The organism is Chloroflexota bacterium, assembly GCA_009840625.1.
In the GTDB taxonomy this organism is placed as follows: domain Bacteria; phylum Chloroflexota; class UBA11872; order UBA11872; family VXNJ01; genus VXNJ01.
On sequence record VXNJ01000010.1, the window covers coordinates 186,138 to 210,636 of the forward strand.

23 protein-coding genes and 1 tRNA gene are annotated in these 24,499 nt (G+C 65.1%); 9 read left to right on the top strand and 15 right to left on the bottom strand.

Annotation, left to right across the window (positions count from 1 at the left end; translation table 11 throughout):
* Nucleotides 1-14 precede the first annotated feature (14 nt).
* From F4X41_07295 to F4X41_07330, 8 genes are all read right to left on the bottom strand, one after another.
* Nucleotides 15-1,439 carry a sulfatase-like hydrolase/transferase gene (locus F4X41_07295; protein MYB16820.1) on the bottom strand — a complete coding sequence of 475 codons (1,425 nt, stop codon included), beginning with the start codon at nucleotides 1,437-1,439 and terminating at the stop codon, nucleotides 15-17.
* Nucleotides 1,440-1,587: 148 nt separating this feature from the next.
* A complete protein-coding gene (gene ppk2, locus F4X41_07300) occupies nucleotides 1,588-2,478 on the bottom strand; it encodes a polyphosphate kinase 2 (protein ID MYB16821.1) in 891 nt (296 codons plus the stop codon).
* 333 nt (nucleotides 2,479-2,811) lie between these two features.
* Nucleotides 2,812-3,411, bottom strand: a complete 600-nt coding sequence (locus F4X41_07305; GenBank protein ID MYB16822.1) for a UbiX family flavin prenyltransferase — start codon at nucleotides 3,409-3,411, stop codon at nucleotides 2,812-2,814.
* Entirely contained in the window at nucleotides 3,408-4,280 is an 873-nt protein-coding gene (locus F4X41_07310) for a 4-hydroxybenzoate octaprenyltransferase (protein ID MYB16823.1), read from the bottom strand. The genes F4X41_07305 and F4X41_07310 overlap by 4 nt, the downstream gene beginning before the upstream one ends.
* A 7-nt stretch (nucleotides 4,281-4,287) precedes the next feature.
* Nucleotides 4,288-4,953 (bottom strand): DM13 domain-containing protein, encoded by a 666-nt coding sequence (locus F4X41_07315; GenBank protein ID MYB16824.1) that lies wholly within the window; start codon nucleotides 4,951-4,953, stop codon nucleotides 4,288-4,290.
* Nucleotides 4,950-6,404: a menaquinone biosynthesis decarboxylase gene (locus tag F4X41_07320; protein MYB16825.1), complete on the bottom strand. Its 1,455-nt coding sequence runs from the start codon at nucleotides 6,402-6,404 to the stop codon at nucleotides 4,950-4,952. The genes F4X41_07315 and F4X41_07320 overlap by 4 nt, the downstream gene beginning before the upstream one ends.
* Before the next feature lie 78 nt (nucleotides 6,405-6,482).
* Nucleotides 6,483-7,307 (bottom strand): HAD-IIA family hydrolase, encoded by an 825-nt coding sequence (locus F4X41_07325; protein ID MYB16826.1) that lies wholly within the window; start codon nucleotides 7,305-7,307, stop codon nucleotides 6,483-6,485.
* A gap of 21 nt (nucleotides 7,308-7,328) precedes the next feature.
* Entirely contained in the window at nucleotides 7,329-8,318 is a 990-nt protein-coding gene (locus tag F4X41_07330) for a phosphoglycerate dehydrogenase (GenBank protein MYB16827.1), read from the bottom strand.
* 113 nt (nucleotides 8,319-8,431) lie between these two features.
* On the opposite strand from F4X41_07330, the gene F4X41_07335 reads away from it, so the two are divergent.
* Nucleotides 8,432-9,358: a type I 3-dehydroquinate dehydratase gene (locus F4X41_07335; GenBank protein MYB16828.1), complete on the top strand. Its 927-nt coding sequence runs from the start codon at nucleotides 8,432-8,434 to the stop codon at nucleotides 9,356-9,358.
* Between the two features lie 69 nt (nucleotides 9,359-9,427).
* On the top strand, nucleotides 9,428-11,986 hold the full coding sequence (locus F4X41_07340; GenBank protein ID MYB16829.1) for a leucine-rich repeat domain-containing protein: 2,559 nt from the start codon (nucleotides 9,428-9,430) through the stop codon (nucleotides 11,984-11,986).
* On the opposite strand, the gene F4X41_07345 is transcribed toward F4X41_07340, so the two are convergent.
* Both F4X41_07345 and F4X41_07350 read right to left on the bottom strand, forming a co-directional pair.
* Nucleotides 11,983-13,398: an FAD-binding protein gene (locus F4X41_07345; GenBank protein MYB16830.1), complete on the bottom strand. Its 1,416-nt coding sequence runs from the start codon at nucleotides 13,396-13,398 to the stop codon at nucleotides 11,983-11,985. The genes F4X41_07340 and F4X41_07345 overlap by 4 nt on opposite strands.
* A tRNA-Arg gene (locus F4X41_07350) sits at nucleotides 13,367-13,441 on the bottom strand. The genes F4X41_07345 and F4X41_07350 overlap by 32 nt, the downstream gene beginning before the upstream one ends.
* Nucleotides 13,442-13,607: 166 nt before the next feature.
* Between F4X41_07350 and F4X41_07355 the strand changes: the two genes are divergently transcribed.
* The 4 genes from F4X41_07355 to F4X41_07370 all read left to right on the top strand — a co-directional run bounded on the left by F4X41_07355 (nucleotide 13,608) and on the right by F4X41_07370 (nucleotide 17,153).
* Nucleotides 13,608-14,777 (top strand): DUF4872 domain-containing protein, encoded by a 1,170-nt coding sequence (locus F4X41_07355; protein MYB16831.1) that lies wholly within the window; start codon nucleotides 13,608-13,610, stop codon nucleotides 14,775-14,777.
* 9 nt (nucleotides 14,778-14,786) lie between these two features.
* Nucleotides 14,787-15,710, top strand: coding sequence for an NAD(P)-dependent oxidoreductase (locus F4X41_07360; protein MYB16832.1), 924 nt, complete (start codon nucleotides 14,787-14,789; stop codon nucleotides 15,708-15,710).
* 105 nt (nucleotides 15,711-15,815) lie between these two features.
* A complete protein-coding gene (locus tag F4X41_07365; protein MYB16833.1) occupies nucleotides 15,816-15,995 on the top strand; it encodes a hypothetical protein in 180 nt (59 codons plus the stop codon).
* Between the two features lie 69 nt (nucleotides 15,996-16,064).
* The gene (locus F4X41_07370; protein ID MYB16834.1) at nucleotides 16,065-17,153 is read left to right on the top strand and encodes a hypothetical protein; all 1,089 of its coding nucleotides are present in this window, start codon (nucleotides 16,065-16,067) and stop codon (nucleotides 17,151-17,153) included.
* Nucleotides 17,154-17,169: 16 nt separating this feature from the next.
* On the opposite strand, the gene F4X41_07375 is transcribed toward F4X41_07370, so the two are convergent.
* The 5 genes from F4X41_07375 to F4X41_07395 all read right to left on the bottom strand — a co-directional run bounded on the left by F4X41_07375 (nucleotide 17,170) and on the right by F4X41_07395 (nucleotide 21,119).
* Nucleotides 17,170-18,336: an alanine--glyoxylate aminotransferase family protein gene (locus tag F4X41_07375; GenBank protein MYB16835.1), complete on the bottom strand. Its 1,167-nt coding sequence runs from the start codon at nucleotides 18,334-18,336 to the stop codon at nucleotides 17,170-17,172.
* A 196-nt stretch (nucleotides 18,337-18,532) separates the two neighbouring features.
* Nucleotides 18,533-18,802, bottom strand: a complete 270-nt coding sequence (locus F4X41_07380; GenBank protein MYB16836.1) for a hypothetical protein — start codon at nucleotides 18,800-18,802, stop codon at nucleotides 18,533-18,535.
* A complete protein-coding gene (locus F4X41_07385) occupies nucleotides 18,802-19,059 on the bottom strand; it encodes an HNH endonuclease (GenBank protein ID MYB16837.1) in 258 nt (85 codons plus the stop codon). Before F4X41_07385 ends, F4X41_07380 begins: the two co-directional genes overlap by 1 nt.
* A 67-nt stretch (nucleotides 19,060-19,126) precedes the next feature.
* Nucleotides 19,127-20,170: a site-specific DNA-methyltransferase gene (locus tag F4X41_07390; protein ID MYB16838.1), complete on the bottom strand. Its 1,044-nt coding sequence runs from the start codon at nucleotides 20,168-20,170 to the stop codon at nucleotides 19,127-19,129.
* Nucleotides 20,163-21,119 (bottom strand): IS1595 family transposase, encoded by a 957-nt coding sequence (locus F4X41_07395; protein MYB16839.1) that lies wholly within the window; start codon nucleotides 21,117-21,119, stop codon nucleotides 20,163-20,165. The genes F4X41_07390 and F4X41_07395 overlap by 8 nt, the downstream gene beginning before the upstream one ends.
* A 162-nt stretch (nucleotides 21,120-21,281) precedes the next feature.
* Here F4X41_07395 and F4X41_07400 point away from each other — a divergent pair, with 162 nt between their 5' ends.
* From F4X41_07400 to gmd, 3 genes are read left to right on the top strand one after another with little or no spacing between them, the layout of a single operon-like run.
* Nucleotides 21,282-22,220, top strand: a complete 939-nt coding sequence (locus tag F4X41_07400) for an NAD-dependent epimerase/dehydratase family protein (GenBank protein MYB16840.1) — start codon at nucleotides 21,282-21,284, stop codon at nucleotides 22,218-22,220.
* Nucleotides 22,217-23,509 carry a hypothetical protein gene (locus F4X41_07405; protein MYB16841.1) on the top strand — a complete coding sequence of 431 codons (1,293 nt, stop codon included), beginning with the start codon at nucleotides 22,217-22,219 and terminating at the stop codon, nucleotides 23,507-23,509. Before F4X41_07400 ends, F4X41_07405 begins: the two co-directional genes overlap by 4 nt.
* Before the next feature lie 17 nt (nucleotides 23,510-23,526).
* On the top strand, nucleotides 23,527-24,495 hold the full coding sequence (gene gmd, locus F4X41_07410) for a GDP-mannose 4,6-dehydratase (protein MYB16842.1): 969 nt from the start codon (nucleotides 23,527-23,529) through the stop codon (nucleotides 24,493-24,495).
* The last annotated feature ends 4 nt before the right edge of the window (nucleotides 24,496-24,499 follow it).

The following is a 24,499-nucleotide window of genomic DNA, read 5'->3' on the forward strand; positions in this document are numbered from 1 at the left end:
GCGCCGGGTCGGGGTCAGGGGTTTCCCGGCTTCCAGTATCCCGCCGGGGTGTGGCCCTGGCCGGCGTCGATCAAACGGCGCTTTTGTTGCGAGCGGAGGACCCGGGCGCAGATCCGGTCGGGATCGTAGTCGCGCATGGCCCGGGCGCGCAGTTCGGCGAGCGCTGCGGCGAATTCGGGGTTGCGGACCTGGTCTACAAGCTCGCGGGGGTCGCTGGCCAAGTCAAACAATTCCTCGGAATCGTTGCCGTGGCCGTGATAGTAGTTGTATTTGAGCTCGCCGACGCGCACCATCCGGCAGGGGCCCTTGGCGGCGACCGCGGTGTAGTCGGCGATCACTTCGCCGGCCGTCTCCGGGGCTCCGTCGGCCAACGGCAGCAGGCTCTCGCCCGCCCAGAAGTCGGGCGAATCGGCGCCGGCCGCGTCAAGGATCGTGCGCGTCAAATCGACCAGCGAAACCGGCTGCTTTATGCGTAGCCCGGATCGAGCCCTGCCCGGCCAGCGGATATGCAGGGGAACCCGAACCGAATCCTCGAAAAACGTTTGCTTGGTCCACATGCCGTGCTCGCCGGCGCTGTCGCCGTGGTCGGACGTGTAGACGACCAGAGTCTCGTCGAGTTGTCCGGATTCCTCGAGGGCGTCAAGCACCTGCCCGAGACGGAAGTCGCAGTAATCGATCAGTCCGTAGTAGGCGGCCCGCGAGCGAGCGGTCAGATCCGGGTCGACGCCGATGTAGGAGAACCACTCGGCCATGCGCCGGTTATGGGGGTGCATGCTTTCAAAATGCGCCGGAATTTCCGGCTGGTCGGCGTGCTCGGGGTAGTACTTGTTCCAGTAGGGGCGGCGCACCACGAACGGGAAATGCGGGGTTATGAATCCGACCAGCATGGCCCAGGGGTGATCGCTGTCGGCCCGGCCCCGAATGTACCCGCTGGCCCGGGCGGCGGCGGCCTCGTCGTAGGCCGAGAAATCGTCTTCGCCGGGACCGGCCACGGTGAAGAGGTTCTTGCCGAACGCGGCGTTTTCGGGGCGCCACTCCGACCAGTTGGCGGTCAGCCGCAGATCCCAGTCGCCGTGGCAATCCGAGAGGATGCGGCGCTTGAATCCGTGCGATTGATCGGGGCCCTGAAAGTGCATCTTGCCGCACAGAACGGTCTCGTAGCCCGCGGCATTTAGCAAATGCGCCCAGGTGGCCTCATCGCTGCTCAGGGAGGCGGCGTTATCCCACACCCCGACGCTCGGCAACAGCTGGCCGGCCATGAACGAAGCCCTGGACGGTGCGCATACGGGGGAATTGCAGTAGGCATTCTCGAAGGTGACTCCCTCGTCGGCCAGGCGTTGCATGTTCGGCGTATCGATGAACGGATGGCCATAGGCGCCGCTGAAGCGCGGTGAATGCTCATCGCTCATCACGATCAGGATGTTGGGCTGCTTTGGCATGACCACCTCTTGGCCGAGGAATTGGTTGGCGGTGGGCGTTGCGACGCGCCGATTCGCATCGGCCGGCGCCCCGTTGACGGGTTACCGGTCCGGTGCACCGAAGGGCAAGGTAGCTAGACGAATGTCTGAGCCGGACCTCGCCTCCTTACTACCAGACTTCGCCCTTGGCGTAGAGTTTTTTTGCGGCGCCGATTAGTTTGGGGTCGGGCTTGGCCACGCGTTGAGCCACGTCCGGCTGGTATTCGAAGCTGCGCAGGACGTAGCGCATGCAATTGAGGCGCGCGCGCTTCTTGTCGTCGGACTTGATGACGACCCAAGGCGAGGCCTTGGTATCGGTGGCTGCAAACATTGCCTTCTTGGCCTCGGTGTACTCATCCCAGAGGGGCAGAGATCGAAGATCGACGTCGCTGACCTTCCACTGCTTTAGCCGGTCGCGGGCGCGGGACAGGACCCTCCTGAGCTGTTCTTCCCGGCTCACCGAGAACCAGAATTTGAAGAGGTGAATTCCCTCATTGATGAGCATTTCCTCGAAGACAACCGCGTGTCGGAGGAAGCGCAGAGTCTCGGCGGGAGTGCAAAACCCCATCACCGGCTCGACCACGGCCCGGTTGTACCACGAGCGGTCGAAGAAGACTATCTCCCCGCCGGCGGGCAAATGTTGCACGTAGCGCTGGAAGTACCACTGGGCCCGCTCGCGCTCGGTCGGTGCAGGCAGCGCGACCAGCGTAGCCCCGCGGGGATTGAGATGCTCCATGAATCGCTTTATCGTCCCGCCCTTGCCGGCGGCGTCCCGCCCTTCGAAGATCAAGACGATGCGCTGGCCGGTCTCCTGCACCCACCGCTGCAACTTCAGGAGCTCGGCTTGCAACTCGGCTTTTTGGGTTTCATACATTCGCCGGGACAGCTTGGTCGGATACGGATAGGTGTCGCTGATGATCTGCTGGCGGCTAGCGCCATCCACTTTTTGGAGTACGTCCAGAGGTATCCCGTCGGTCGGGATCAGGTAGCCGGCCGGTGTCTCGGAGTTGGGATTTGCCATGAAGGCAGATTACTACTTCGGCCCACGCCCGTCAAAGGAGGCCGATCCGGAGCACGGCGTCCGAGCGGGAGCGGGGTGTCGGCGAACCGTGCCAATCGGGCCGAAAAATTGCGGCGGAATCGGGTCGGGTACGGGACTTTGGCCGTCAAGCGGACGTTGCGCCGCCGAATCTCCCGGCAAATACAAACGTTCGCCGCCGGACGCCGTGATTCAGTCCTTCAAAGGTCGCGCCGGCGGGCCTTCGCCGCCCCTGTTGCACAGCAGGAAGCGCAGCCCCAGGGCAGCTGCAGAATCCGAATTCCAACTATCACCGGCGATTCCGATTGATTCCGCTTACTGGCCAGACCGCCATTGTCGGTCTGGTGGCAGGGTGGTCCTGACACCGGTCCAGAGCATCAGTCGGTCGACGGTCGCTTCGATTACCTCGTCGAGCGAGTCTGGGCGCTCATAGAAAGCCGGCATGGGCGGGGCAATGATCGCCCCGACTTCGGCCAGGCGCAATAGGTTGGCCAGGTGGATCGGCGAGAGCGGACTTTCCCGAGGAGCTAGCACCAGTCGGCGCCGCTCTTTCATGGCCACGTCACCCATGCGGTGGATCAAATTGGAGCCGACCCCGCTGGCGAGCGCGGCGACCGTGGCCATTGATGCCGGAACGATCGCGTAGGCGTCGACCGGATAGGACCCGGAGGCCAGCGGCGACGCCAGGTCGCCCGGCTTGTGCGCGCGGACCGGACCGGCGGCCGAAAGTTCTTGCAGGTCCTCCTCGAAGGGTCGACCCAGTTCGGACCGCCACATCAGGCGACCGAACCCCGAACAAACGATTTCAAGTTCCCAGCCCGCGGCCAGGACCGCCTCGGCTAGGCGGAGCGCCAGGACGGCGCCGGAGGCCCCGGATACCCCGAGCGCAATGCGGCCTGAAGGGGTGACGCTCACGGCACCAGCAGCGCGATCACGACGGCCGCCAGCAGGGCCAGAGAAACGTAGCTGTTGAGTTCAAAGAAAGCTTTCTGCAGGCGAGAAAGGTCGTCGGGCCGCACCAGCAGCGCCTCGTATACAAGGATTGCACCCACCACCGCTACTCCCGTCCAGAACGGCCAGGCCAGCCCGAGCAGCAGGCCCACACCGGTCAGCGATGCCACGGTTACGAGGTGCGAGGCGCGCGAGAGCCAGAGCGCCGTGCGTAGCGAGAACCGGGCCGGTATCGAATGCAGACCCTGGGCGCGGTCGACGCTTATGTCCTGGCAGGCGTAGATGATGTCGAACCCGGCGATCCAGAACGCCATCGCCAGGGCCAGCAGTGCCCCGGCTGGTTCAAGGCTGCCGGCGATGGCGATCCAGGCACCGGCGGCGGCGATCGAATCGGCCAGCCCCAGGAGCCAGTGCGAAAGGTAGGTGAAACGCTTGGCGTAGGGGTAGAGGGTCACCATTACGATCGCCAGCGGGCTCAACGCCAGGGCCAGCGGGTCGAGCAGGGCCGCGCAGACCACCAGGACCGTAAACCCCGCAACCAGCAGGGCGGCCATCTCCAGGCGCCGCATGCTGCCGGTAACCAGGGCCCGGTCGGCGGTGCGCGGATTGCGGGCGTCGATCTCGGCGTCGATCAATCGGTTGGCCGCCATGGCGCCGGTTCGCGCGCCGGCCATGGCCGCGGTTATCAGGAGCGCGTCTCCCCAGCCCGGCCAGCCGCCCGCGGCCAGCAGCATGCCCATGTAGGCGAACGGAAGGGCGAAGACCGTGTGTTCGAAGCGGATCGCGGCGGCATATACCGACAGGCGGCGCGGCGCGGCGCGCAGGGCGGCCATTTGCGGCCTACACCGCGTTTAGCGGGGCAACGGCGAAGATCACGTGAAATGGCGCGCAGTAGATGATCACCGATCCGATCGATTCGGTATCGACATCGGGCGGAATGTCGTAGTTCTGGTTCCCGATGTTGCCTTTCAGGCGGCCGAGTTCGGTGTAGCCGGCCTCGACCAGGGCGGCGTGATCGAAGGGGTTGGGATCGGGAGTGACCAGTACCCGCAGGTCGGGTCCGTTCGTGACCTCGAATTCCTCGAACCGGAGCACCCGGCTCCCGTCGCCCAGGTCGTAGACGGTAGCCGACCCGTCTCCCTGATGGAACGCGTCGGCGCCAAAGAACCCGCCTTCCAGCAGGGCGACCGGGTCAGCCGGCACTTCGGCGACATCCGGAGCCGCGACCGACGGGGCCGGCGTGGTGACCGGCTCCATCATCGGTTCGGCCACCGGGTTGGAGATCTTCTCCATGGTCATCATCACGACCTCGGCATCGGCCGGATTGATGTTGCCGGGTACGGTGGCGTTGACCAGGCGCGGGAACTCCTCGTTGACTCTCTGGTCGATGAATAGCGGAGAGCCCAGCCACCAGGCCAGGCCACCGGCGGGCACAAATATGATCAACGCGATCAGCAGCGCCCAAAAAGGGTGTGCGGCGATCGTCGATCTTGCAGTAGCTATCACAGTCCGTACTCCTCCCAGCGGCGATCAACGAGCTTGGTGATTGTTGGGTCCATTACGATGTCGGGCGGCCAGCGCCGGCGGAAACCTTCCGACTCCAGCTTGATGGTTGCGTCGATGCCGATTTTGCCGGCGTAATTCGGTTCGCGGGCGGCGTGGTCTAGCGTGTCGGTCGGCCCGGCGGAGAGTTCTATGTCGTAGGCCGGATCGACGTTGTTGCCGACCCGCCAGAGGACCTCGCGCAGGTTCTGAACGTCAACGTTCTCGTCGACCACGATTACGAATTTGGAAAACATCAACTGGCCCAGCCCCCAGATTGCGTGCATCACCTTGCGGGCGTGGCCGGGATAACGCTTCCGGATCGAAACGATGGCGAAATTGTGGAACACCGAGTCGTAAGGCAGGTGCATGTCCACCAGCTCGGGGATCATCAGGCGCACCAGCGGCAGGAAGAGGCGTTCGGTGGCCCCGCCCAGGAAGCGGTCCTCCTTGGGCGGCTTGCCCACGATGGTGGAAATGTAGACCGGGTCGCGACGCCGGGTTACGGCGGTCACGTGCAACACCGGGTAGGGGTCTTCGAGCGAGTAGACGCCGGTGTGGTCGCCGAACGGTCCCTCGATGCGCATTTCGGCCGGATCGACCCAGCCCTCGATGACGAATTCGGCGCTGGCCGGGACCTGGACGTCGACGCTGACCGCTTTTACCATCTCGACCGGACGTTGGCGCAGGAACCCGGCGAAGACCGTCTCGTCGATTCCGGGCGGCAGCGGAGCGGTCGCCGCGTAGATCATGGCCGGTTCGGCGCCGACCGCGACCGCGACCTCCAGGCGCTCGGTGCCTTGCGAACGGGTGAAATGTTCCTGCCCGCCCTTGTGCAGCTGCCAGTGCAGGCCCAGGGTCTGCTCGTCGAAGACCTGCAGTCGGTACATGCCGACGTTGCGCTTGCCGGTCGCGGGGTCATGGGTGAAAACCAGCGGCATGGTGATGTAGCGGCCGCCGTCTTCGGGCCAGCACTTCTGGATCGGGATCTGGGACAGCGAAGGGTTCTCGGTCTCGACCACTTCCTGGCAGGGCCCGGAAGAGACCTGGCGCGGCTGGATGCGGGCGACCTTGGAGAGATCGCCGAGGGCGGCCAGCTTGGCACGGATGCCCTGCGGCGGCCCGCCCATGACCAGGTCCAGCAGGGCGGCGATGCGGTGCTCGAGTTCGCCCCACTGCTCGGCCCCGAGCGCCCAGGCGGTGCGCTGGGCCGAGCCGAAGACGTTGATCGCCAGCGGGAAGGGCGAACCCTTGACGTTCTCGAATAGCAGCGCCGGTCCGCCGTCGGGCGCGGCCATCACCCGGTCGGCGATCTCGGTGATTTCCAGATCGGGATCGACCTGCGCCTTTATCCGGCGCAGCTCCCCGGCCTTGTCGAGGTGGTCCAGGAACTGGCCCAGGCTGTCAAAGCGCACCGCCGCGGCCCTTTCCGGGGGTTTGAAAATTCGATTCACTCATTCAATCAAAAGTACGTTCAGATCAGGTGGGGCGGTTCAGGGCCCGGCCAGCTCCTCCCACGGGAACCGTGAGAGGTCGGGAATCGCGAAGTCGGGCCGATCGGCCGCGGCGGTGCGCTCCAGATCGGCCCGGTCGGAAACTCCGGTAAAGACCAGCACCGAGCGCGCCCCCAGCGCCTTGGCGGCGCCGATGTCGGTCTCCAGGTTGTCGCCCACGAGCACCAGGTCGCGGGGCCGGGCGTTCTCGCGCTTGAGGATCTCGTCGAACATCCGGGTGGCCGGCTTGCCGACCATGATCGGGTCGACTTCGGCCGAATAGGACAGCGCCGTGGCCAAAGCGCCGCCGCCGGGCAGCGAGCCCGACGACCAGGGGAAGTTGCGGTCGTGCGATGGCACGACCAGCCGCGCTCCGGCGTGGCGCAGGGCCCAATGGGCGTGCGAGAGCACGCGGAAGCTCAGGTCCAGGTCCAGACTAGCCACGACCACGTCGACCGACCCGTCGTCGAGGTACCGCACCGTTTCGATGCCGGCCTTTTCGATCTCCTCGGCCAGGTGCTCGGTCCCCATGACCAGCGCCCGCCGGGCCGGCGGGTCCAGCTCGGCCAGGACCCAGGCGGTGGCGTCGGCGGCGCAGACAACGTTTTCGGGCCGGGCCGAAATACCCAGATCGCTGAGCCGAGCGGCAATCGCCTCGGCCCCGTAGTGGGTGTTGTTGGTCCCGAAGTAGACCGGATATCCGTGCCGGCGGGCCTGATTGACCGCGGCGGCGGCGTGCTCGATCAGGTTGCTGCCGCGGTAGATGACCCCGTCAAGATCGAACGAGAGGATCACGGCCGGGCCCAACTGCCCGGTGGTGCGCACATCAGGGCCGGCGGCACACCGCTAGTGGCTGTAGACGCCGTTCACGACGACCTCGCGCGGCCACGAACCCGACAGCACGTCGACCACGGTATGGGCCGCGTCCTCGGCCATGCGCATGGTCGACTCCGACGTGACCCCGGCCACGTGCGGGGCCATGATCAGGTTGTCAAGCCCGCGCAGCGGGGAGTCGTCCTCGAGCGGCTCGGACTCGAATACGTCCAGGCCGGCTCCGCCGATCTGCCCGGAACGCAGGGCCGCGGCCAGCGCCTTCTCGTCGATGAGCTGGCCGCGCGCGGTATTGACCAGGATGGCGGTCGGCTTCATCGTCGCCAGTCTTTCGGCATTGATCAGGTGGTAGGTCTCGGGGGTGTTCGGGGCATGCAGGGTAACGACGTCGGCGCGACTTACCAGGTCGTCGACATCGGTCAGTTCAATGCCGCGCGAAGTGACGAACTCCATGTCCGGGTAGGCCTCGTTGGCGATCACCTTCATGCCGAAGGCCTGGGCGCGTTCGGTGACCCGGCGCCCGATCCGGCCCAGTCCGACAATGCCGATGGTCTGGCCGAAGATGTCACGCCCCATGACGCGCTTGAACGATCCCGAGGCAACGCTCTTGTGGTTGCCGGGCAACTGCCGCGATAGCGCCAAGGCCAGCAGCATCGCGAACTCGGCCACCGAATCGGCGTTGGCGTACGGGGTGATGGTCACCGCCACGCCGTGCTCGGCGGCGGCCTCGTGGTCGACGGCGTCGAATCCGACCCCGGTGCGGGCGATCACCTTCAGTTCGGGAGAGCGCTCGATGACCGTGCGGTTGACCGGCTGGCCGCCGAGGATGACTCCGGCGATTTCGGGCATGATCTGAAGCAGGCTGTCGGTGACGTCTTCTTCGCTGGGAATCCCGAAGTAGGACGGACCCTGGACGTATTCGTGTCCGGCGCCGGTGACGATGTCGCGAATGCGGTCGACGAGCGGACCGGAAATGGACGAGGTGAACCCCAATACCTTGGCCATGGGTGCTCCTGGGGAAACGCGGCCCGAACGGGCCAGCGCAAAATGATCGCGGGCCCGGCCGGATCGGCAGGGCGCCGCAACTATTTTCCGCCTTACCGCCTCCAACAACGCAGATGAGCGCAATTGCGGTGGCCATAGGCCCCGCCGATACCGATGCGGCACTGGTGCGCCTAGGGGAACTCTCCGGGCGCGCCGATCTGATCGAGCTGCGGCTGGACATGATGGGCAGCTACGATCTCCCGGTCCTGGCGGCCGCCCAGGGGCCGCCGCTGCTGATCACCAATCGCGCCCGTGCCGAGGGCGGATTTGCCGACGGCGGTCCGGACGAACGCCTGCGCCCGCTCAGGCAGGCCATCGAACTGGGTTGTGCGTACGTCGACGTGGAGGCCGATCTGTATCCGCTGCTGGGAGAACGCGGTGGGACCAAGATCGTAGTTTCCGAGCACGATTTCAATTCCACCCCGCCGGATCTTGAATCGCGCTTCGAGCGCCTGGCCGCGCTCGGAGCGGATATTACAAAGATCGCGGTCCTGCCGCAGCATCCCGGGGAAGCGCTCCGACCGTTGGAGATCCTGGCGCGGGCCACCGGCCCAACCGTAGCGATAGCAATGGGCCCGCTGGGGCTTGTCTCGCGGGTTGCGGCGTTGCGCTTTGAAGAATGCGCGTTCACCTATGCGACCGCCGACGATGACGCCGGCACGGCTCCGGGCCAGATCCCGGTCTCGCGGATGCAGGGCGCCTTCCGGGCCGGCTCGATCTCGCCCGCCACCCAGCTCTTCGGCCAGTTCGGTGGCGGCTCCAGGACCCTCTGGTTGGCCGCGCGGGTCACCCGCCTGCTGGCCAACGCCGGCTGCGATGGAGTCTGCATCCCGCTGGAGCCGGAGCTTTTCGAAGGCGATTCCCTGTTGCGATTGGCCGGGCTGGGCTTTGCCGGATTCTGGGAGGTCGGCGGTTACTGCTTCGACCCGTCCGGGCACCGGACGGGTGGGCGCGCGGTCGATCCCGAGGAGGCCGCGGGGCTGCTCGGGCGCCTGGCCTGAACGCCATCGGACTTTGCCGGCGCGGCGAAAATTGTGCGTGTCGCAATTGACCCAGAACTCCCCGCGGTCGTGACCGTCGGCCGCACCGGCATCGTCCGGCGTCTGCTGCTGCTGGCATCGGGGGCGCTGGCGCTGGCCCTCCTGTCCACGCCGGCCAGCGCGCTGGTGGGGGTCGGCGGCTCGCCTGGCATCTGCGGTTTCGAGGCCAATTTGAAGGCCGCCATTGAGGACGCGCTAGACATCCACTGGTCGCAGTGCGATGAGGTCACCAACCCGCAACTAGCCTCGATCGGCGAACTGGACCTGCGCGACAAAGGCATCACCCGCTTCGCTCCCGACCCCGACCAGTTCACCGGCTTCAGTCCATTTCTGATCATTGACCTGCGCGGCAACCCCGGCCCGGACGGCACCGGCTTGACCGTCGCCGACATCGATCCCGATTCGATCCCGCTCAGCCACGACGGCGACGACGTTTCCTACACGCTGGTGCTTGACGGCGGCGGGACATTCAACGGGCTGACCCAGGATCGCTACACCACGACCGAGGGCCAGGCGGTGCTTGTGGCGGTGAGCTGGGGCGACCGACCCGACGCTCAGGCGCTGGCCGACGCGCGGCGCATCGGCGCCGCCACCGAGCTTTACTTCGGACACCGCATCTACTCCGAGCAAAACGACGAATCGCAGCGCGACGACGCCGAGTACGTGCGCTGGCTCTACGCCCGCTCTGGCGACGGCCCGGGCGCGCTTTACGCGGGCTTGATTCCGGTCCACGACGACGACGAGATCGAAGGCGTCTCGCGGCCCGACAAGATCGAAATCACGCACCTGGTGGTGGCCGACGACAGGGCCGAAATGGGTAAGCTGGCGCCGGCCCGGGCGGACCTGCTGTTCGGCGACAGCGACGCCCCCCTGCACGACTATGTCGACGGATACCTGCGGCGCGCGGGCAGCCGTGACGAAGCCGACCTCATCGTGGTCGACGACGATTCCCCAACCACCCCGGTCTGCGCGCGCACGATCCTCGACCACATCGAAGAACTGCTCGACGAATCGCGCTGCCGAGACATCTCGCGCGCCGACCTTGCCGGATTGGGCGAATTCGACCTGTCCGACGAAGAGATTCGATCGCTGGCCGCCGGCGACCTGGACGGTTTCACCGGGGTCCGCCTGCTAGACCTGTCCGGCAACGAACTCTCGACCCTGCCGCGTGGGATCTTTGCCGACATCGGCACCGACCGGATTCTTGGTTACCCCGAGGAGCTTGAGCAGGAGGTGCTGATCGATCTGCGCGGCAACCACGGTCCGCGAACCGGCGACAAATTCCTGGCCGCCGATTTGCCGGCCCATGTGCTCGGGGACCTCAAGGAACACCAGCGGATAGCGCTTGACAGCAGCCAGTTCATCCGGCCCGGCGTCGAATACGGCTTTGACCGATCCAGTTACGAGGTTGCCGAAGGCGGGACGCTCGCCTTCATCGTGAGCTTTAACAACGTGAACCGTCCGGCGATCGATTTCGAGGTCCTGGCCTCGGACACGGCCGAGGACAACCCGTTTGCCGAGGACGCCAGCGTCGACCTGCCGGGGTTGATCGAGGGCCGGGCCCGGCCGGCGACCTACCGGCTCTACGCCGAAGGCGACCGCGAGCGCAACTTCTCCGGGACCTACGCGGTGGCGGTCGACATACCGGAGGAGACGATCGACGACGGCCTCGACGACACCTTCACGATGCGGTTGTCAGGCCTGGATGGGACCGGTACGACGATCGCTATCGCCAAGGTGACGATCCGCGAGGACGGGGGCGGCACACCGCCGGTCGCCGGCCCGGCGCCGGCACCCTTCGGTAGCTGGCTGATCGAGGACTCGCATTACCAGGAAGACCCCTCCGGCGAAAACCCCAACCTGGCCCACAACATTCCACGGCTTTCTGCCACAGTAGACGGGCAGCGGCTTACGGCCGACTTTATGGACCACTACACCCGTACCGGGGGAGTGACCCGTTGGGGCCTGCCGACCTCCGAGGTGCTGGTGATTGAGGAGAACACGCTTACCCAGTACTACCAGCGCGGGGTCGTCGATTTCCACCGCCGCGGCGACCTAGGCGGGATCTGGGTAATCGAGCGCCGCCTGGCCTGGGACTACTTCGGCGGTGGCGAAGACGGATCCCCGGACCTGGGGGTCGAGCCCGGCAAGTTCAACAACTTCCCCGGGACCCTGCTGGGCCCCTGGGGGCACAAGGTTTCCGACTACGCGGTTGACGGGACGATTGTCGGATTCGCCAAATTCTTTGAAGACTTGGGCGGAGTGGAGTCATTCGGGTTCCCCAAGACTGAAGCGCGTGCCGACAACAACCTGCCCGGCACCCTGCACATTCCGACCAAAACGACCGGTTTCATCCGCCAGTACTTCCAGGCCGCGGTGATGGAATTCCATCCCGGCGTTCCCGCTGCTCCCATCCAGCTGGGCCTCCTGGGAGATGACCTGCGCAACCGCCAGTTCCCCAACGCCGCCTACGCCAACATTCCTGCCTTCCAGGCCGCCGAAGAGTTCGTGGACGGATCGTTCTACGAACCCCCGGCGGTTGGCACGTTCAAGCAGTCACGGGATTCGTCTCCGGCGACGGTCGGCTAACGCCCAACCCACTGAAGCGGCCGGTTCAGCACCGCGCCCGGATCGGCGGCGTCGCGCAAACGCTGGAACACGGCCAGGGTGTCGGAGTCGAAAGCCGCCTCCAGATGGTCGCGCTTGACCCGACCAAGCCCGTGCTCCCCGGAGAGAACCCCACCCAGTTCGATGCTGGTCTCGGCAATCCGGCCCAGCGCCGCGGCCGCCCTGTGCCGTTGGTCCTCGTCCAGCGGGTCGTAGAGAACGTTGGGGTGCAGGGTCCCATCGCCGATATGACCGAACAGCGCGATCGGCAGGTCCAGCTCGGCGGCGATCTGCTTGATCCGGTCGACCGCATCGGGCAGGCGGGTGCGCGGCAGGCAGATGTCCTCACCGATCTTGCCCGGCCGCACCCGGGCCAGCGAGGAGGTGATCGCGTGGCGGGCTTCCCAGTAGGATCGCTCGCGTTGACCGGCGACCTTTTCGGCATCGATTCCGCCGGTTCCCTGCAACGCTTTGAGCGCCGCCTCGACCTGGCGCTGGGGGCGCGATCCCCGGCCGACGAATTCGATCAACAGGTAGGCCCCGACCGACAGGTCGAGCCCGCGGTCGCGAGCCGCCTGAACGGCGCGCACCGCCACATCGTCCATGAATTCGATCCGGGCCGGCAAGAACCCCCGTTCCAGGAGGGCAATCGTGGCCCGGGCCGCGGCAGCGGCGTCGACACAGCGGGCCACCAGGCTGTGGCGGCGGGGCGGGGCCGGCAGCAGCGCCAGGTCAACCGCAGTAATCAGGCCCAATGTGCCCTCGGATCCAATCAGCAGGTCGACCATTCCCTCGTCGGCGCCGCCGCGCCGCACATGGTGGATGTGGCCGTTCACGGTTGCGTATTCGAGCCCTAGGACGTGGTGGCGGATCACGCCGTACGCTAGGCCCAGCGCGCCGCCGGCGTTGGTGGCAACGTTTCCCCCGATCACCGATATGGCGCGTGCGCCGGGGTCCGGTGCCAGAAAAAGGTCGAATTCGGCAGCGGCGGCATCGATCTGGGCGGTCTTTACGCCCGCGCCGCAACGCACGCTCAGGGCATCCGGATCGACCACCAACGGTTGATCGATCAGCTCGGTGCAGATCACGATCGACCCGTCCAGCGGGGTCGCGCCGGCGGCCAGCGAGGTGCCCCCGCCGCGCGCGGTTGCGGCCAGGCCGAGCGATCCGGCCAGGGCGAGAGCGGACGCCGCCGCCGCCGCGGTGGTTGGGAAAACCGCCAGCGCCGGATAACCGCGGTAACCGACCGTGGCATCGATGCCGTAAGCGGCCAGCGAAGACGGGTCGGAGCGCACCCGCCGGGGCCCGACGATTTCGGCGAACCGGGCCTGCAGATCGCTGCCGGATGCCTGTCGCACTACCTGGTACCCCCTAGGCGATTCGAACGCCTGCACCCGGCTCCGGAGGCCGGTGCTCTATCCACTGAGCTAAGGGGGCTGGCCCGCCAAAGAGTACGCGAAAGGGCATTCGGCGAGGGCGCCAACCGACCCGGCGAGGCAAAATATCGCCCGCCGGCACGAGCTGGCGCGCAGCAACAGGTGGAGCCAATTTGAACCGGGAATTTTCTTGGCATCGGCCTGGCTTGGATCCGGACTGTACGGCTTTGGCGATCCAGCTTGAGGGCTGTGGGATAACGCTACCCGAACTCGGCGGCGATGCCAGCGAGGCGATGCTTTTCGGAATCGGGGGCGGCATCGGGTGCGGCGTGTTTCAGTTCGTCTACGAGAAGAACGATTTCTCGTCCTTCTACCTTGCCGGACGCTGCCACTGGGATGATTCGCTGGCCTGGTACCGGGGCGTGGCCGGCCGGCTGGGCCTCGAATGCGAGGTTTTTGAATCCGGTGGAAAAAAGGCGGCCGCCAAGACCCTAGGGCAATGGCTGGAACGCGGCCGGCCGGTGGTTGCCTGGGTCGACGCCGGTTCGCTGCCGTATCGCGGCCTCGGCGGGTTTTTGGAAGGCGGCGGGTACCACACCCTGTCGGTCTACGGGGAGGCCGGCGGACAAATCTGGCTGGGCGATCTGGCGCCGGACCCGATCGGCATCGAAGCAGGGTCGCTGGCCGAAGCCCGGGCGCGGATACGCAAACACCGCAACCGCCTGCTGCAAATAGCCCCCGGACCGGTCAACGCCGGCTTACAAGACCTGGTATGGGGCGGACTGGAATACGGCTGGCGGGCGCTGCAGAACCCGCGCGTGGCCGGTTTTTCGCTGGCGGCGCTGGAGACCTGGGGCCGGCGCCTGGCCGGATCCGGCGGCAAGCACGCCTGGACCACGGCGTTTCCGATCGGCCACCGCCTGCTTGCCGGACTCGCATCGATCACGCGCTTTATCGAGAGTTATGACGGCGACGGCTGCCTGCATCGCCGCCTGATGGCCCAATTCCTGCGCGAGGCCGGCGTTCGGCTGGAGGAAAAGGAGCTGGTGAAACTGGCCGGCGATTACGACGCGCTGGCGGACTCCTGGCAGGAACTGGCCCGCGCGGCCCTGCCGGATGAAGTTCCCCCGCTGGCCGAACTGCGGCGCGGGCTGGCCGCGGCGCGCACCGGCTACCTGGATTCCGGTCCCGACGCCGGCGAGCAGAACCTGGCGGCGGCCGCGGCGATCGAGGAACTCGGTGCCGAACTCGCGGACGGGGCGTCCTTTCCGATCGCCGATTCAGAGGTCCCCGGTTTCCTGGCCTCGCTCTCCGAATCGGTCCTGGAAATCGCAGCCGCCGAAAACGCCGCCCAGGAAAAGATCGGAAGCCTGCTGTCGGACCGCGGACGCGTTTGACCAGAATCGGTGGTGCCGCGCTCCCTTTCAGCCAAACGGACGAGCCAGTTGCCTGAGAACAACCCGACGATTGCGATCACCGGCGGCGCCGGGCGCATCGGTCGCCTGGTGGCGGCCGACCTGCGCGCCTGGGGGGCACGGCTGAGGATCCTGGACCTGCCGCAGGCCAACTTCGAGGGCCTTTCCGGTGAAGCCGGCATCGACGTATTCCCCGGCGACATCACCGACCGTGAATACGTGGCCGGCGCCCTCGCGGGCTGCGATGTGGTCGTCCACCTGGCGGCGGTCCTGCCGCCGGTGGCCGACGAGAACGAGGCGCTGGCCCTGAAGGTGAACGTCGGCGGTACGGCCAGCGTGCTGGCGGCGATTGCGTCGAGCTGCCCGGATGCACGCCTGGTGTTTTCCTCGTCGGTGGTCGTCTACGGCAACACGCAGGCGGGCGCGCCTCCGGTGAGCTGCGACCGCGAGCTGGCCGGGGTGGGCAGTTACGCACGCTCCAAGGTCGAAAGCGAGGCTCTGATCGCCGAATCGCTAATCCCGGTGACGATCCTCCGGGTCTCGGGCGTAGCCGTGGCTGAGGCGCTCATGCCGCCGCAGCCCTGGCCGTTTACCGCCGATCAGCGCATGGAATTCGTGCTGTTGGAGGACGCGGCCGGCCCGCTGGCTAAGGCCGCCAAGGACCCTTCCACGGTCGGTCGGACCTACAACGTCGCCGGCGGAGAGAGCTGGCGCATGCGCGGGAGCGCTTACTCGGCCGACTATTACGGGCTGCTGATGATGGCGCCGGAGGATGCCGGATTCCTCGAAGAATCGCGGGCTTTCGACTACTACGACACGACCGATACGGTCACCGACCTGGGATTTGAACCGACACCGTACGGCCAGTATCTGGAGCGAACCGGCGCCGCGATCCGCGAGATGTTCGGGATCTGATCCGGCCCATTTGCGACGGTCGGAGCGCGCCGGCCCTAAACTTGGCCCTGTTCGAAATCTTTGGCGACCGCGCAGGTCGCACTCACCGGCGAAGGAGGGCCCGCATTGCTAGGCAGGTTAGTCGTTGCGCTGTTTACCTTGGTCGGCATGGTTGTCGTTGGCCTTCTGGCGATCGCCGTAGGCCTGTTCGTTTATGACGAATACCGCCGCAAACTGGATGCCGACGAGGAGCCGGACGAACCGCTAACCGGCCCGCCGACCGAGCCCGAACCGGAATCGGTATAGGGCCGGACCGGGTGGCTCGGATCGGCCGACCCCGGAGTTAGCCAAACGGGACGCGGTCCCGAGCGAGCGTTGCGCTGGCTGCTGCTGCCGCTCGCAGTGTGCCTGCTGCTCCTGATCCCGATCGACCGCAAGCTTCGCGGGATGGAATTGGTGGCCCTTAACGCCACCTCGGGCAATGTCGCACTGGTGACCCGGCACGCCCCGGCGCCGCAGCTCAAGATCGACACTCTGCGGGTGGCCGGGACCGATCTTCCGGTCAGCGTTTGGGGGTCGGGACGCTGGTTGGCCGGTCCGCGCCTGGTTCTGGCCAACGGGGTAGTCCGCGACGGGCGCAACTACGGCCCGCTGGTGGTGCTGGCTCGGTCGCTGGCGCGGGTCGGGTTCGAGGTCGCGGTCCCGGAACTGTTCGCCTACCGCGAATTGCGCCTGCACGCCCAAGACGTGGGGGTTATGGAAGCGGCGATCGGCGGCGCTGATCCGGCCGACGCAGTGGTGGGAATCTCGGTCGGCGGATCGCTGGGCATGATCGCCGCCAGCCGCCGCGCCGACCCGCCGCCGGTGGTGGCGATTGGCCCCTACGGCGAACTGCAGCAGCTGCTCGCGGCGGTGCTGACCGGACAATTCGAGCACCGCGGACAACCCGTTCCCTACCGGCCCGCCGGCTTCGTCGGGCAGGTCGTACGCGACACCGTGCTGGCCCAAATAAGTCCCGCCGACGCGGTTCGCCTCAAACCCGTTTTCAACGACCCGGGTTCGGCCGGCCCGGAACTGACGGGACACCTGAGTAGCAGCGGAAGGGCGGTGCTGGAGTTGTTCCGGGTAACCGACCACCGCCATGTGCCAACGGTCGTCGCCGGCCTGCCGCCGCGCCTGAGGATGCTGCTCTCGGAACTCTCGCCGACCTTCTGGGTCGGTGGCGGAACCGGCCGCGCGGTGGTGTTCCATTTCAGCGGCGACCCCTACTTTCCGCATCAGGGCTCGCAGTTGTTGGTCGAGCAGTTCGGACCGCGCGGGCAGCTATTTGATTCCGGTTTGATCGACCACGGCGAATTGGTCCTGCCGGCGATCTCGCCGCAGAGCCTGGCGGACCATTACCTGCCGGAAACGGTCCGGTTTCTCGGGTTTGTGGACGCGGCGCTGGAAGCTACCGGCTTCTGACCTTCTCCGGCTGATGTCAACCGGCGGTGATAACCGCCGAAGCCGCCGCCGCGGCCGCCCCGGGCCGGATCTGAACCCCGCGCTCGGCCAGAAGCACTTCGAAGGCGTTCAGCACGTGGTAGACGTTCTTGGGGTCGGATCCGTATCCCATGAGCCCGATCCGCCAGACCTTGCCGGCCCAATCGCCCAGCCCGCCGCCGATTTCGGTATTGAAGCGTTCGAGCAGTTCGGCCCGGAACTCGGCGTCGGCGACCCCGTCGGGAATCCCTACCGGGGTCAGCATGCCCAGTCGCCGGCCTTCCAGGCTGGCTATCTCCAGGCCCATCGCCTCGAATCCGGCGCGCAGGGCCGCGCCGTTGCGCTCGTGGCGGAGGGCGCGTTCGGCGATCCCTTCGGCCACGATCAGCTCCAGGGCTCGCTTCAGCCCGACGATCACCGGCGAAGAGGTCGTGTGGTGATAGGGGATCTCGCCGGTCCAGTAGGCGGCGATGTCCAGGGCCGATAGGTACCAGGAACCGACCGGTGTGCGCCGGGCCTTTATCGCCTCCACCGCGCGCGGCGAAAACGTGATCGGTGCGGTCCCGGGCGGGGTGCCGATGCACTTCTGGCTGCCGGCGTAGGCCACGTCCACGCCCCACTCGTCAGCCTTCACCTCGGCGCCGCCGAGAAGGGTGACCATGTCGGCGATCAGCAGCGCGCCGCGGGCGTGGCACGCCTCGGCTATGTCGGCCAACGGCTGCCGCAGCCCGGCCGAGGTCTCGGCCGCGACCACGAATACGGCCTTGGCGCCGGGATTGGCGTCCAACGCCTCAACGACGTCCTCGGTCTCCACCGGGCGGCCGAAGCCGGCCGTGGCCACCACCGTGTTTGCCCCCATCCGCTCGCAGATCTCCTGAGCTTTGACCCCGAAGAAACCGCTGATACCGACGATGACGGTATCGTCCGGTTCGATGACGTTGATCAGCGCCGTCTCCATCCCCGAAAAACCAGTTCCGGACACGGCAAATGTGACCTCGTTGGCGGTGCCGAACACCTGCCGCAGCAGATCGGCCGTTTCACGCAGGGTCCTGGCGAATACCGGGTCCACGTGCGAGATAACCGGCTCGCCCATGGCGGCGGTAATTCGCGGGTCAACCGGTGAGGGTCCGGGACCCAGCAGAAGGCGGGCGGGATTGTCGACCATGGGGCGGCTCGTGCTCTTGGAGGAAGGGTTCGGGTCGCGGCTAATATCAAGGGGCTTATATACCAAAGTTGACAAATCTCACTTCTTCGCTTTCTTCTGCTTTGGCTTCGGTCGGTAGTTGAGCAATGCAGCTCCGACTTGCTTGGGTGTAGCAGCACCGTAATTAGCTCTCCGTCCGCGCTTGCGCTTCTTCTGTTCAGACATGAATAAAACTGCTTTCTCTTTCTTGGCTCACTGCACGATACAGCGTGCCGAATTCACTTTGTTTTGAGACGGCTTTGCCCTCTTCAACGCACGTATCTAGCACGGCGACGACAAAGCCGTAGCCATCACTTCCAGCATTCATCTCGTGCGCAACTTGCGCTGCTGGGAAATACCAATCCTGTTCAGAATCAAGTTCGCACAAGTCGATAAGTGTTTGAAGCACTTTCGCTACCGTTACGCGTATCTTGTCAGGACCCGCCATCACGCACCACCTTTCACCATGTATCCACGCTGACGATTCACGCGCCGCAAACCAGAAAGCGTGTAGATATTCGACTTGACTTGATTGCACGGCCCACAGAGCAATACACGATTGGTGATGTGGTTCATTCCGCCGTCTGCTCGTGGAGTGTTGTGATCGAGTTGCAAATAGCGCGGATCGTCAAATTCGCGGTCGCAACCCTGGCACTTCGAGCCGTGTTGAGCGATCAGAAAATCAAGTATTTCAGCACGAGTCATACGCTTGCCGGGAGGCTCTGCGTAACGCTCTGTGACTTGAAATGCAGGAACTGCTGGAGCGCCATTGTCAGTGCGGAAGGGGGGGGGTATTTTGATAGTGGATTTGACCGAAATTGATCAGCCACTCGCGTTCGCCTTCGGGACCTAGTAGTCCTTCATTCTGTAAACGGTCAATTACGATTTGATGCGCGTGATTCCAAATATCGACACCAACCCATTGACGCTTTAAGCGTTCAGCAGCTATCAAAGTAGTTGCGCAACCACAGAACGGGTCAAGCACTATGTCGTTTTCGTTCGAGCTAGCGACAACTACGCGCTCAAGTAGTGCTAACGGTTTCTGAGTTGGATAGCCAGTAGATTCACTTCTTAGGGGTGTATTGGCAAGCATTGAGGGAATGTCGCCCCACAGATTGCCGATAAATCGTCCGTGATCAGCGTAGTATCGATACTTTTTGCCGCGAATCACGCGCTCTCGATAACGTCTGCCGTGTTCATCTCGCGCATTGAAATGCATTGAGAGGCTTGTTTCTGCGAAGGGGCGGCGGCACATCGGTTCATCAGGATTAAACGTGTGCTTTGACATGCGCACGCAATAGACGAGCAGCATGTCATTTTCGTTGCCCCACCGACGACGACTTTTGACTCCGTTTTGCTTGTTCCAGACGATTTCGCCAAGAAATTGCTTGATGCCAAAAATCGCGTCAAGCAGTGCTTTCAGGTAATGATTGGCAGTTGAATCGCAATGCAGATAAAGTGTTCCGTCTTTTCTAAGCACTCGATGCATTTCCAATAAGCGCACTCCCATGAAGCACAGAAATGCGCCCATATCGTCGCCCCAAGTAGCGCGAGCAGCGTCAATTACTTCCCAAACGGCGGGGCAATCGTCTCTGATTTGATCAATCCACTCGCCCTCAACATCGTTTTTCCAAGACCATCGATCTTGAAATTTCGCGCCAGCAGCAAGACTGTCTGGAGTCGCGTGAAAATCGCGCCCCTTGTTGAACGGCGGATCAGTCGCAATTAGATGAACGCTCTCTGAATTCATTCCGCGCAGAACTGCTAAGTTGTCGTGATGAAAGAGCGTTCGATTTGCCCAGTTTGGCTCAGCCATTCGAGATCAATTCCCTGTAGCGTAGTCTCTTGCCGACCATCCCGCGAGAGATGATCGCCATTTGCTCTACAGTGTCGCGATCACGAATGTTGTGGCGGCCCGCGAACTCGTTGACGTAGCGCTGAACGTGCTTGGCCGAAAAGTGGTGGAACGTTCCGTGATAACCACGCTTTAGCGTTGCCCAAAACGATTCAAGTCCGTTCGTGTGAGCTTGCCCATTGACGTATTCGCCAACCGAGTGCTTGACTGCTTGGTGATTCGGAAGTCCCTGGTAAGCTCTCGCGTCGTCTGTGTAGATAGTCGCGCCGCGCTGAGTTCGTTCGTGAATGAATCCGCGCAGTGTCGAGCCGTCCGTCCGTTCAACGACAGAAGCAACGACAGAAGCAACGACATGACCAGTGTTGCGATCTCTGATTCCGGCGACGGCGGTCTTGCCAACCGCGCCGCGCCCAGTCAGCAAATTGCGCCGACTTTTGGGCATGTTCTTGCGCTTGCCGCCGATGTAGGTTTCATCGACTTCCACAGGACCTGCGAACGGGGTTATTGGGCCCTTGGAAAACGCTTCACGAATGCGCTGCTGCATGTGCCAAGCAGCTTTCTGCGTGATTTTCAAGTCGCGGTGCAACTTCATGGAGCTAACGCCCTTGAGCGAAGTAACGTCTAAGTAGATTGCGTAAACCCACTTGCGAAGCGGGAGCGGAGAGCCTTCCATTACAGTGCCAGTCTTGACACTGAAATACTTCTTGCAATCACGGCAGCGATAAGGCATCGTTTTGTGATTGGCTTCGTGCGTATTGACTGATCCGCAGCGAGCACAGGGGCGCTCATCGTTCGGCCACAGAATGCATTCAAACCACTCACGAGCAGCGTTTTCGTCTGGAAACATGTCTGCTAATTCAAGCAGCGAGATTCCATCGCGGTAATGTCGTCCGGGAGCTTTCTGTGTCATCGTTTTACCCTTCGTCTATATACCTGAGTTTACAGTGCCAGAGATGATCTGTCAACTTTGGTATATAAGCCCCAATATCAACCATAATGCCGCAGACGCGCCGGCCGCTGCGCCGATCCTGATGGCTGCGCTTCCGATCCCCCGACCGCTCCAGGTATGGCTATGCCGATTTCACTCGTAGCCGGGGGTGCCGGTCTGATCGGGTCGCGGCTCTGCCGGCGGCTGCTCGGCGGCGGCCACCGGGTAATCTGCGCTGACAACCTGGCCACTGCCACGCAGGCCAATCTCAACGGCCTGCGCGCCGAAGCCGGGTTCGAATACGTTGCCTGCGACGTTACCGGCGAATTCGAGTTCGGGCCGGTTGACAACGTTTTCCACTTGGCATCGCCGGCCAGTCCGCGACACTTCAGCGAGATTCCGGAAGCGATCATCGCCGCCAATTCGAGCGGGACCGCCAACCTCATCGAGCTGGCCCTGGAGCGCGGCGCGCGCTTCCTCTTCGCCTCGACCTCGGAGGTGTACGGGGATCCCCTGGAGCACCCCCAGCGCGAGGACTACTTCGGGAACGTGAACCCGGTCGGGGAAAGGGCCTGCTACGACGAGAGCAAGCGCTTCGGGGAGGCGCTGACCATGACCGCGGTGCGCCGCCGCGGCCTGGACGGGCGGATCGTGCGGATCTTCAACACCTACGGGCCGGGCATGAACCCCGACGATGGCCGGGCTCTGATCGAATTCCTGCGCCGGGCGCTCGAGGGCCGTCCGTTGCCGATCCACGGCGACGGCCGCCAGACGCGCAGCTGGTGCTATGTCGAGGACCTGGCCGAGGGCATCGCGCAGGCGATGGAGGTGCCCGGGACCTGCGGCCGCGTCTACAACCTGGGCAATCCCGACGAGCGGTCGGTGCTCGATCTGGCCCGCGCGGTGCTGGCGGCCACCGGCTCGGATTCGCCGCTGGAGTTCCTGCCCATGCCGCCGGACGATCCGGTGCGGCGCTGCCCCGACATCTCGCGGGCCCGCGCCGAACTCGGCTGGGAGCCCCGGGTTGAGCTTGAGGACGGCCTGCTCAAGACCCTGGCCTGGTTCCGCCAAGAGTTCACGTGAACCTCGGCGCGACGCTGCGCAAGCAACTGCGCTGGGCCTGGGGCAGCGGCAGCGGCGGGACCGCCTTTCTGTTGATGGCCTCGGTGGCCAACGGCCTGCAGTTCATCTACCAGGTCTCGATGGCGCGCCTGCTCCAACCGGACCAGTACACCCAGCTGCTGGCGCTGGTCTCGTTCGTGACCATCCTGCTCTTTCCCGGGCACGCGTTCCAATCTGCGGTCGCGGTCGGGGCCGGGGCCCTGGCGGCGGCCCGGCAGCGCGCCGCGGTCTGGTCGTTCGCCCTGCGCGCCAACGCGGTCGGGGCCGGCACCGCCCTGGCGGTCAGCATCCTGCTGGCGCTGCTGTCGGAACAGCTGCGCGAGGTATTCGGATTCGAGAGCAACTGGGTGCTGGTCCCGCTGCTCTGCATCCTGCCGCTGTCGCTGGTGCTGGCCACCGCGCGCGGGGCGGTGCAGGGGACGGCGAGGTTCATCGCCCTGGGGATCAACCTGCTGGTGGATGCCAGCGCGCGCGTGCTGCTCGCGATCGGGCTGGTGGTCGCCGGGTTCGGCCTGACCGGCGCGCTTTCGGGTTTTTCGCTGGGAATCGTGGCCGGGATCGGGCTGGGGATCTGGGTGCTGCGGCCGCGCGGCGGCGACCGGGCGCCGGCCAGCCCCAACCTAGGGGCGCTGCTGCTAACCCAGCTGGGCACCGTCCCGGCCACGTTCGCGATCTTCGGGGCCCAGTCGGTGGACGTGATCATCGCCAACTGGCGCTTTCCCGGGGCCGGCCTGGAACCATTCGTGGCGGCGGCGTTCGCGGGCCGGATCAGCTTCTACGGGTGCTTCACCGTCGGGCAGTTGCTTTTGCCGCGGTTCCGGGACATGTTCGGCGAAGGACGGCTGGACCGAAACCTGCTGCTGCGCGGCTCGCTGGCGGCGGCGGCGATCGCCGCCGGGCCGTTGCTGGCGGCGCTGGTCGCGCCCGGATTCCTGCACCTGGCGCTGGTGGGGCCCAACTATGCCGCCGACGCCGGGTTGCTGCAGATCTATCTGGGCGGGGCGACGCTGCTGTCGATCGCCCTTTACCTGGTCTACATGCTGATCGCCGCCGGCGTACGCTGGATCGCCTGGGTGCTGGTGCCGGCGGCCGCCCTGCAGACCGCCGGCTACCTTTTAGTGGCCGAATCGGCTTACGATTTGGCAGTCATCCTGCTGGCGTCGGCCGGGCTGATGTGCATCGCCTGTGCGATCGCCACCGCCACCCTGCTGCGCGAGCGGGCCGCGCTGGCGGCGAAGATGAGATCCTGAGGAAATAAGGACCGAGATTGCCGAAAGCGCTAATTACCGGGATAAACGGCCAGGACGGCTCTTATCTGGCTGAATTCCTGCTGTCGAAGGGCTACGAGGTGATCGGGATGCTGCGCCGCGCCAGCAGCGACCGCTTGGAGCGGATCGCCCATCTCGACGATCAGATCCGGCTGGTTTATGGTGACCTGACCGACGGCGGATCGCTGGTGCGGGTGCTCGCCGACCACCGCCCCGATGAGGTCTACAACCTCGGCGCGGCCTCCTTCGTGCAGGCATCCTGGTCGCAACCCGAGCTGACCGCGCAGGTCACCGGGCTGGGACCGCTACGGATGCTGGAGGCGATCATGACGGTCGACGATTCAATCCGCTTCTATCAGGCCAGTTCCTCGGAGATGTTCGGTCAGGTGACCGAATCCCCGCAAAGTGAAACGACTCCCTTTCACCCGCGCAGCCCCTACGGGGTGGCCAAGGCCTACGGCCACTGGATTACCGTCAATTACCGCGAGAGCCATTCGCTGCACGCTTCCTGCGGAATCCTCTTCAACCACGAATCTCCCCGCCGGGGACTGGAGTTCGTCACCCGCAAGGTCACCCGGGCGGTGGCGCGGATCAAACTCGGACTGGACGAGGAGATCGGGCTCGGCGACCTTTCGCCGCGGCGCGACTGGGGCTTTGCCGGCGACTACGTCGAGGCGATGTGGCTGATGCTGCAGCAGGACGAGCCGGACGATTTCGTTATTGCGACCGGTCGCACCCACACCGTTGAGCACATGGTGGCGACGGCGTTTTCGGAAGCCGGACTCAGCTGGCGCGACCACGTCCGCGCCGATCCGGCGATGCGGCGCCCGGCCGAAGTGATGCTGCTGTGCGGGGACACGGCCAAGGCACAAGCGCAGCTGGGCTGGCGGCCGCGGGTGAGTTTTGAGGAACTGATCGCGATGATGGTGCGATCCGACCTTGAGCAGGTGGCCGAACAGACCGGCTGATCGC

What these genes read in the sequence shown, in the direction of transcription:
- F4X41_07295 (MYB16820.1), bottom strand. Translation starts at nt 1,439, where the DNA reads ATGCCAAAGCAGCCCAACATCCTGATCGTGATGAGCGATGAGCATTCA.
- ppk2 (MYB16821.1), bottom strand. Translation starts at nt 2,478, where the DNA reads ATGGCAAATCCCAACTCCGAGACACCGGCCGGCTACCTGATCCCGACC.
- F4X41_07310 (MYB16823.1), bottom strand. Translation starts at nt 4,280, where the DNA reads ATGGCCGCCCTGCGCGCCGCGCCGCGCCGCCTGTCGGTATATGCCGCC.
- F4X41_07330 (MYB16827.1), bottom strand. Translation starts at nt 8,318, where the DNA reads ATGGCCAAGGTATTGGGGTTCACCTCGTCCATTTCCGGTCCGCTCGTC.
- F4X41_07335 (MYB16828.1), top strand. Translation starts at nt 8,432, where the DNA reads ATGAGCGCAATTGCGGTGGCCATAGGCCCCGCCGATACCGATGCGGCA.
- F4X41_07375 (MYB16835.1), bottom strand. Translation starts at nt 18,336, where the DNA reads ATGGTCGACAATCCCGCCCGCCTTCTGCTGGGTCCCGGACCCTCACCG.
- F4X41_07380 (MYB16836.1), bottom strand. Translation starts at nt 18,802, where the DNA reads ATGGCGGGTCCTGACAAGATACGCGTAACGGTAGCGAAAGTGCTTCAA.
- F4X41_07385 (MYB16837.1), bottom strand. Translation starts at nt 19,059, where the DNA reads ATGACTCGTGCTGAAATACTTGATTTTCTGATCGCTCAACACGGCTCG.
- F4X41_07390 (MYB16838.1), bottom strand. Translation starts at nt 20,170, where the DNA reads ATGGCTGAGCCAAACTGGGCAAATCGAACGCTCTTTCATCACGACAAC.
- F4X41_07395 (MYB16839.1), bottom strand. Translation starts at nt 21,119, where the DNA reads ATGACACAGAAAGCTCCCGGACGACATTACCGCGATGGAATCTCGCTG.
- F4X41_07400 (MYB16840.1), top strand. Translation starts at nt 21,282, where the DNA reads ATGCCGATTTCACTCGTAGCCGGGGGTGCCGGTCTGATCGGGTCGCGG.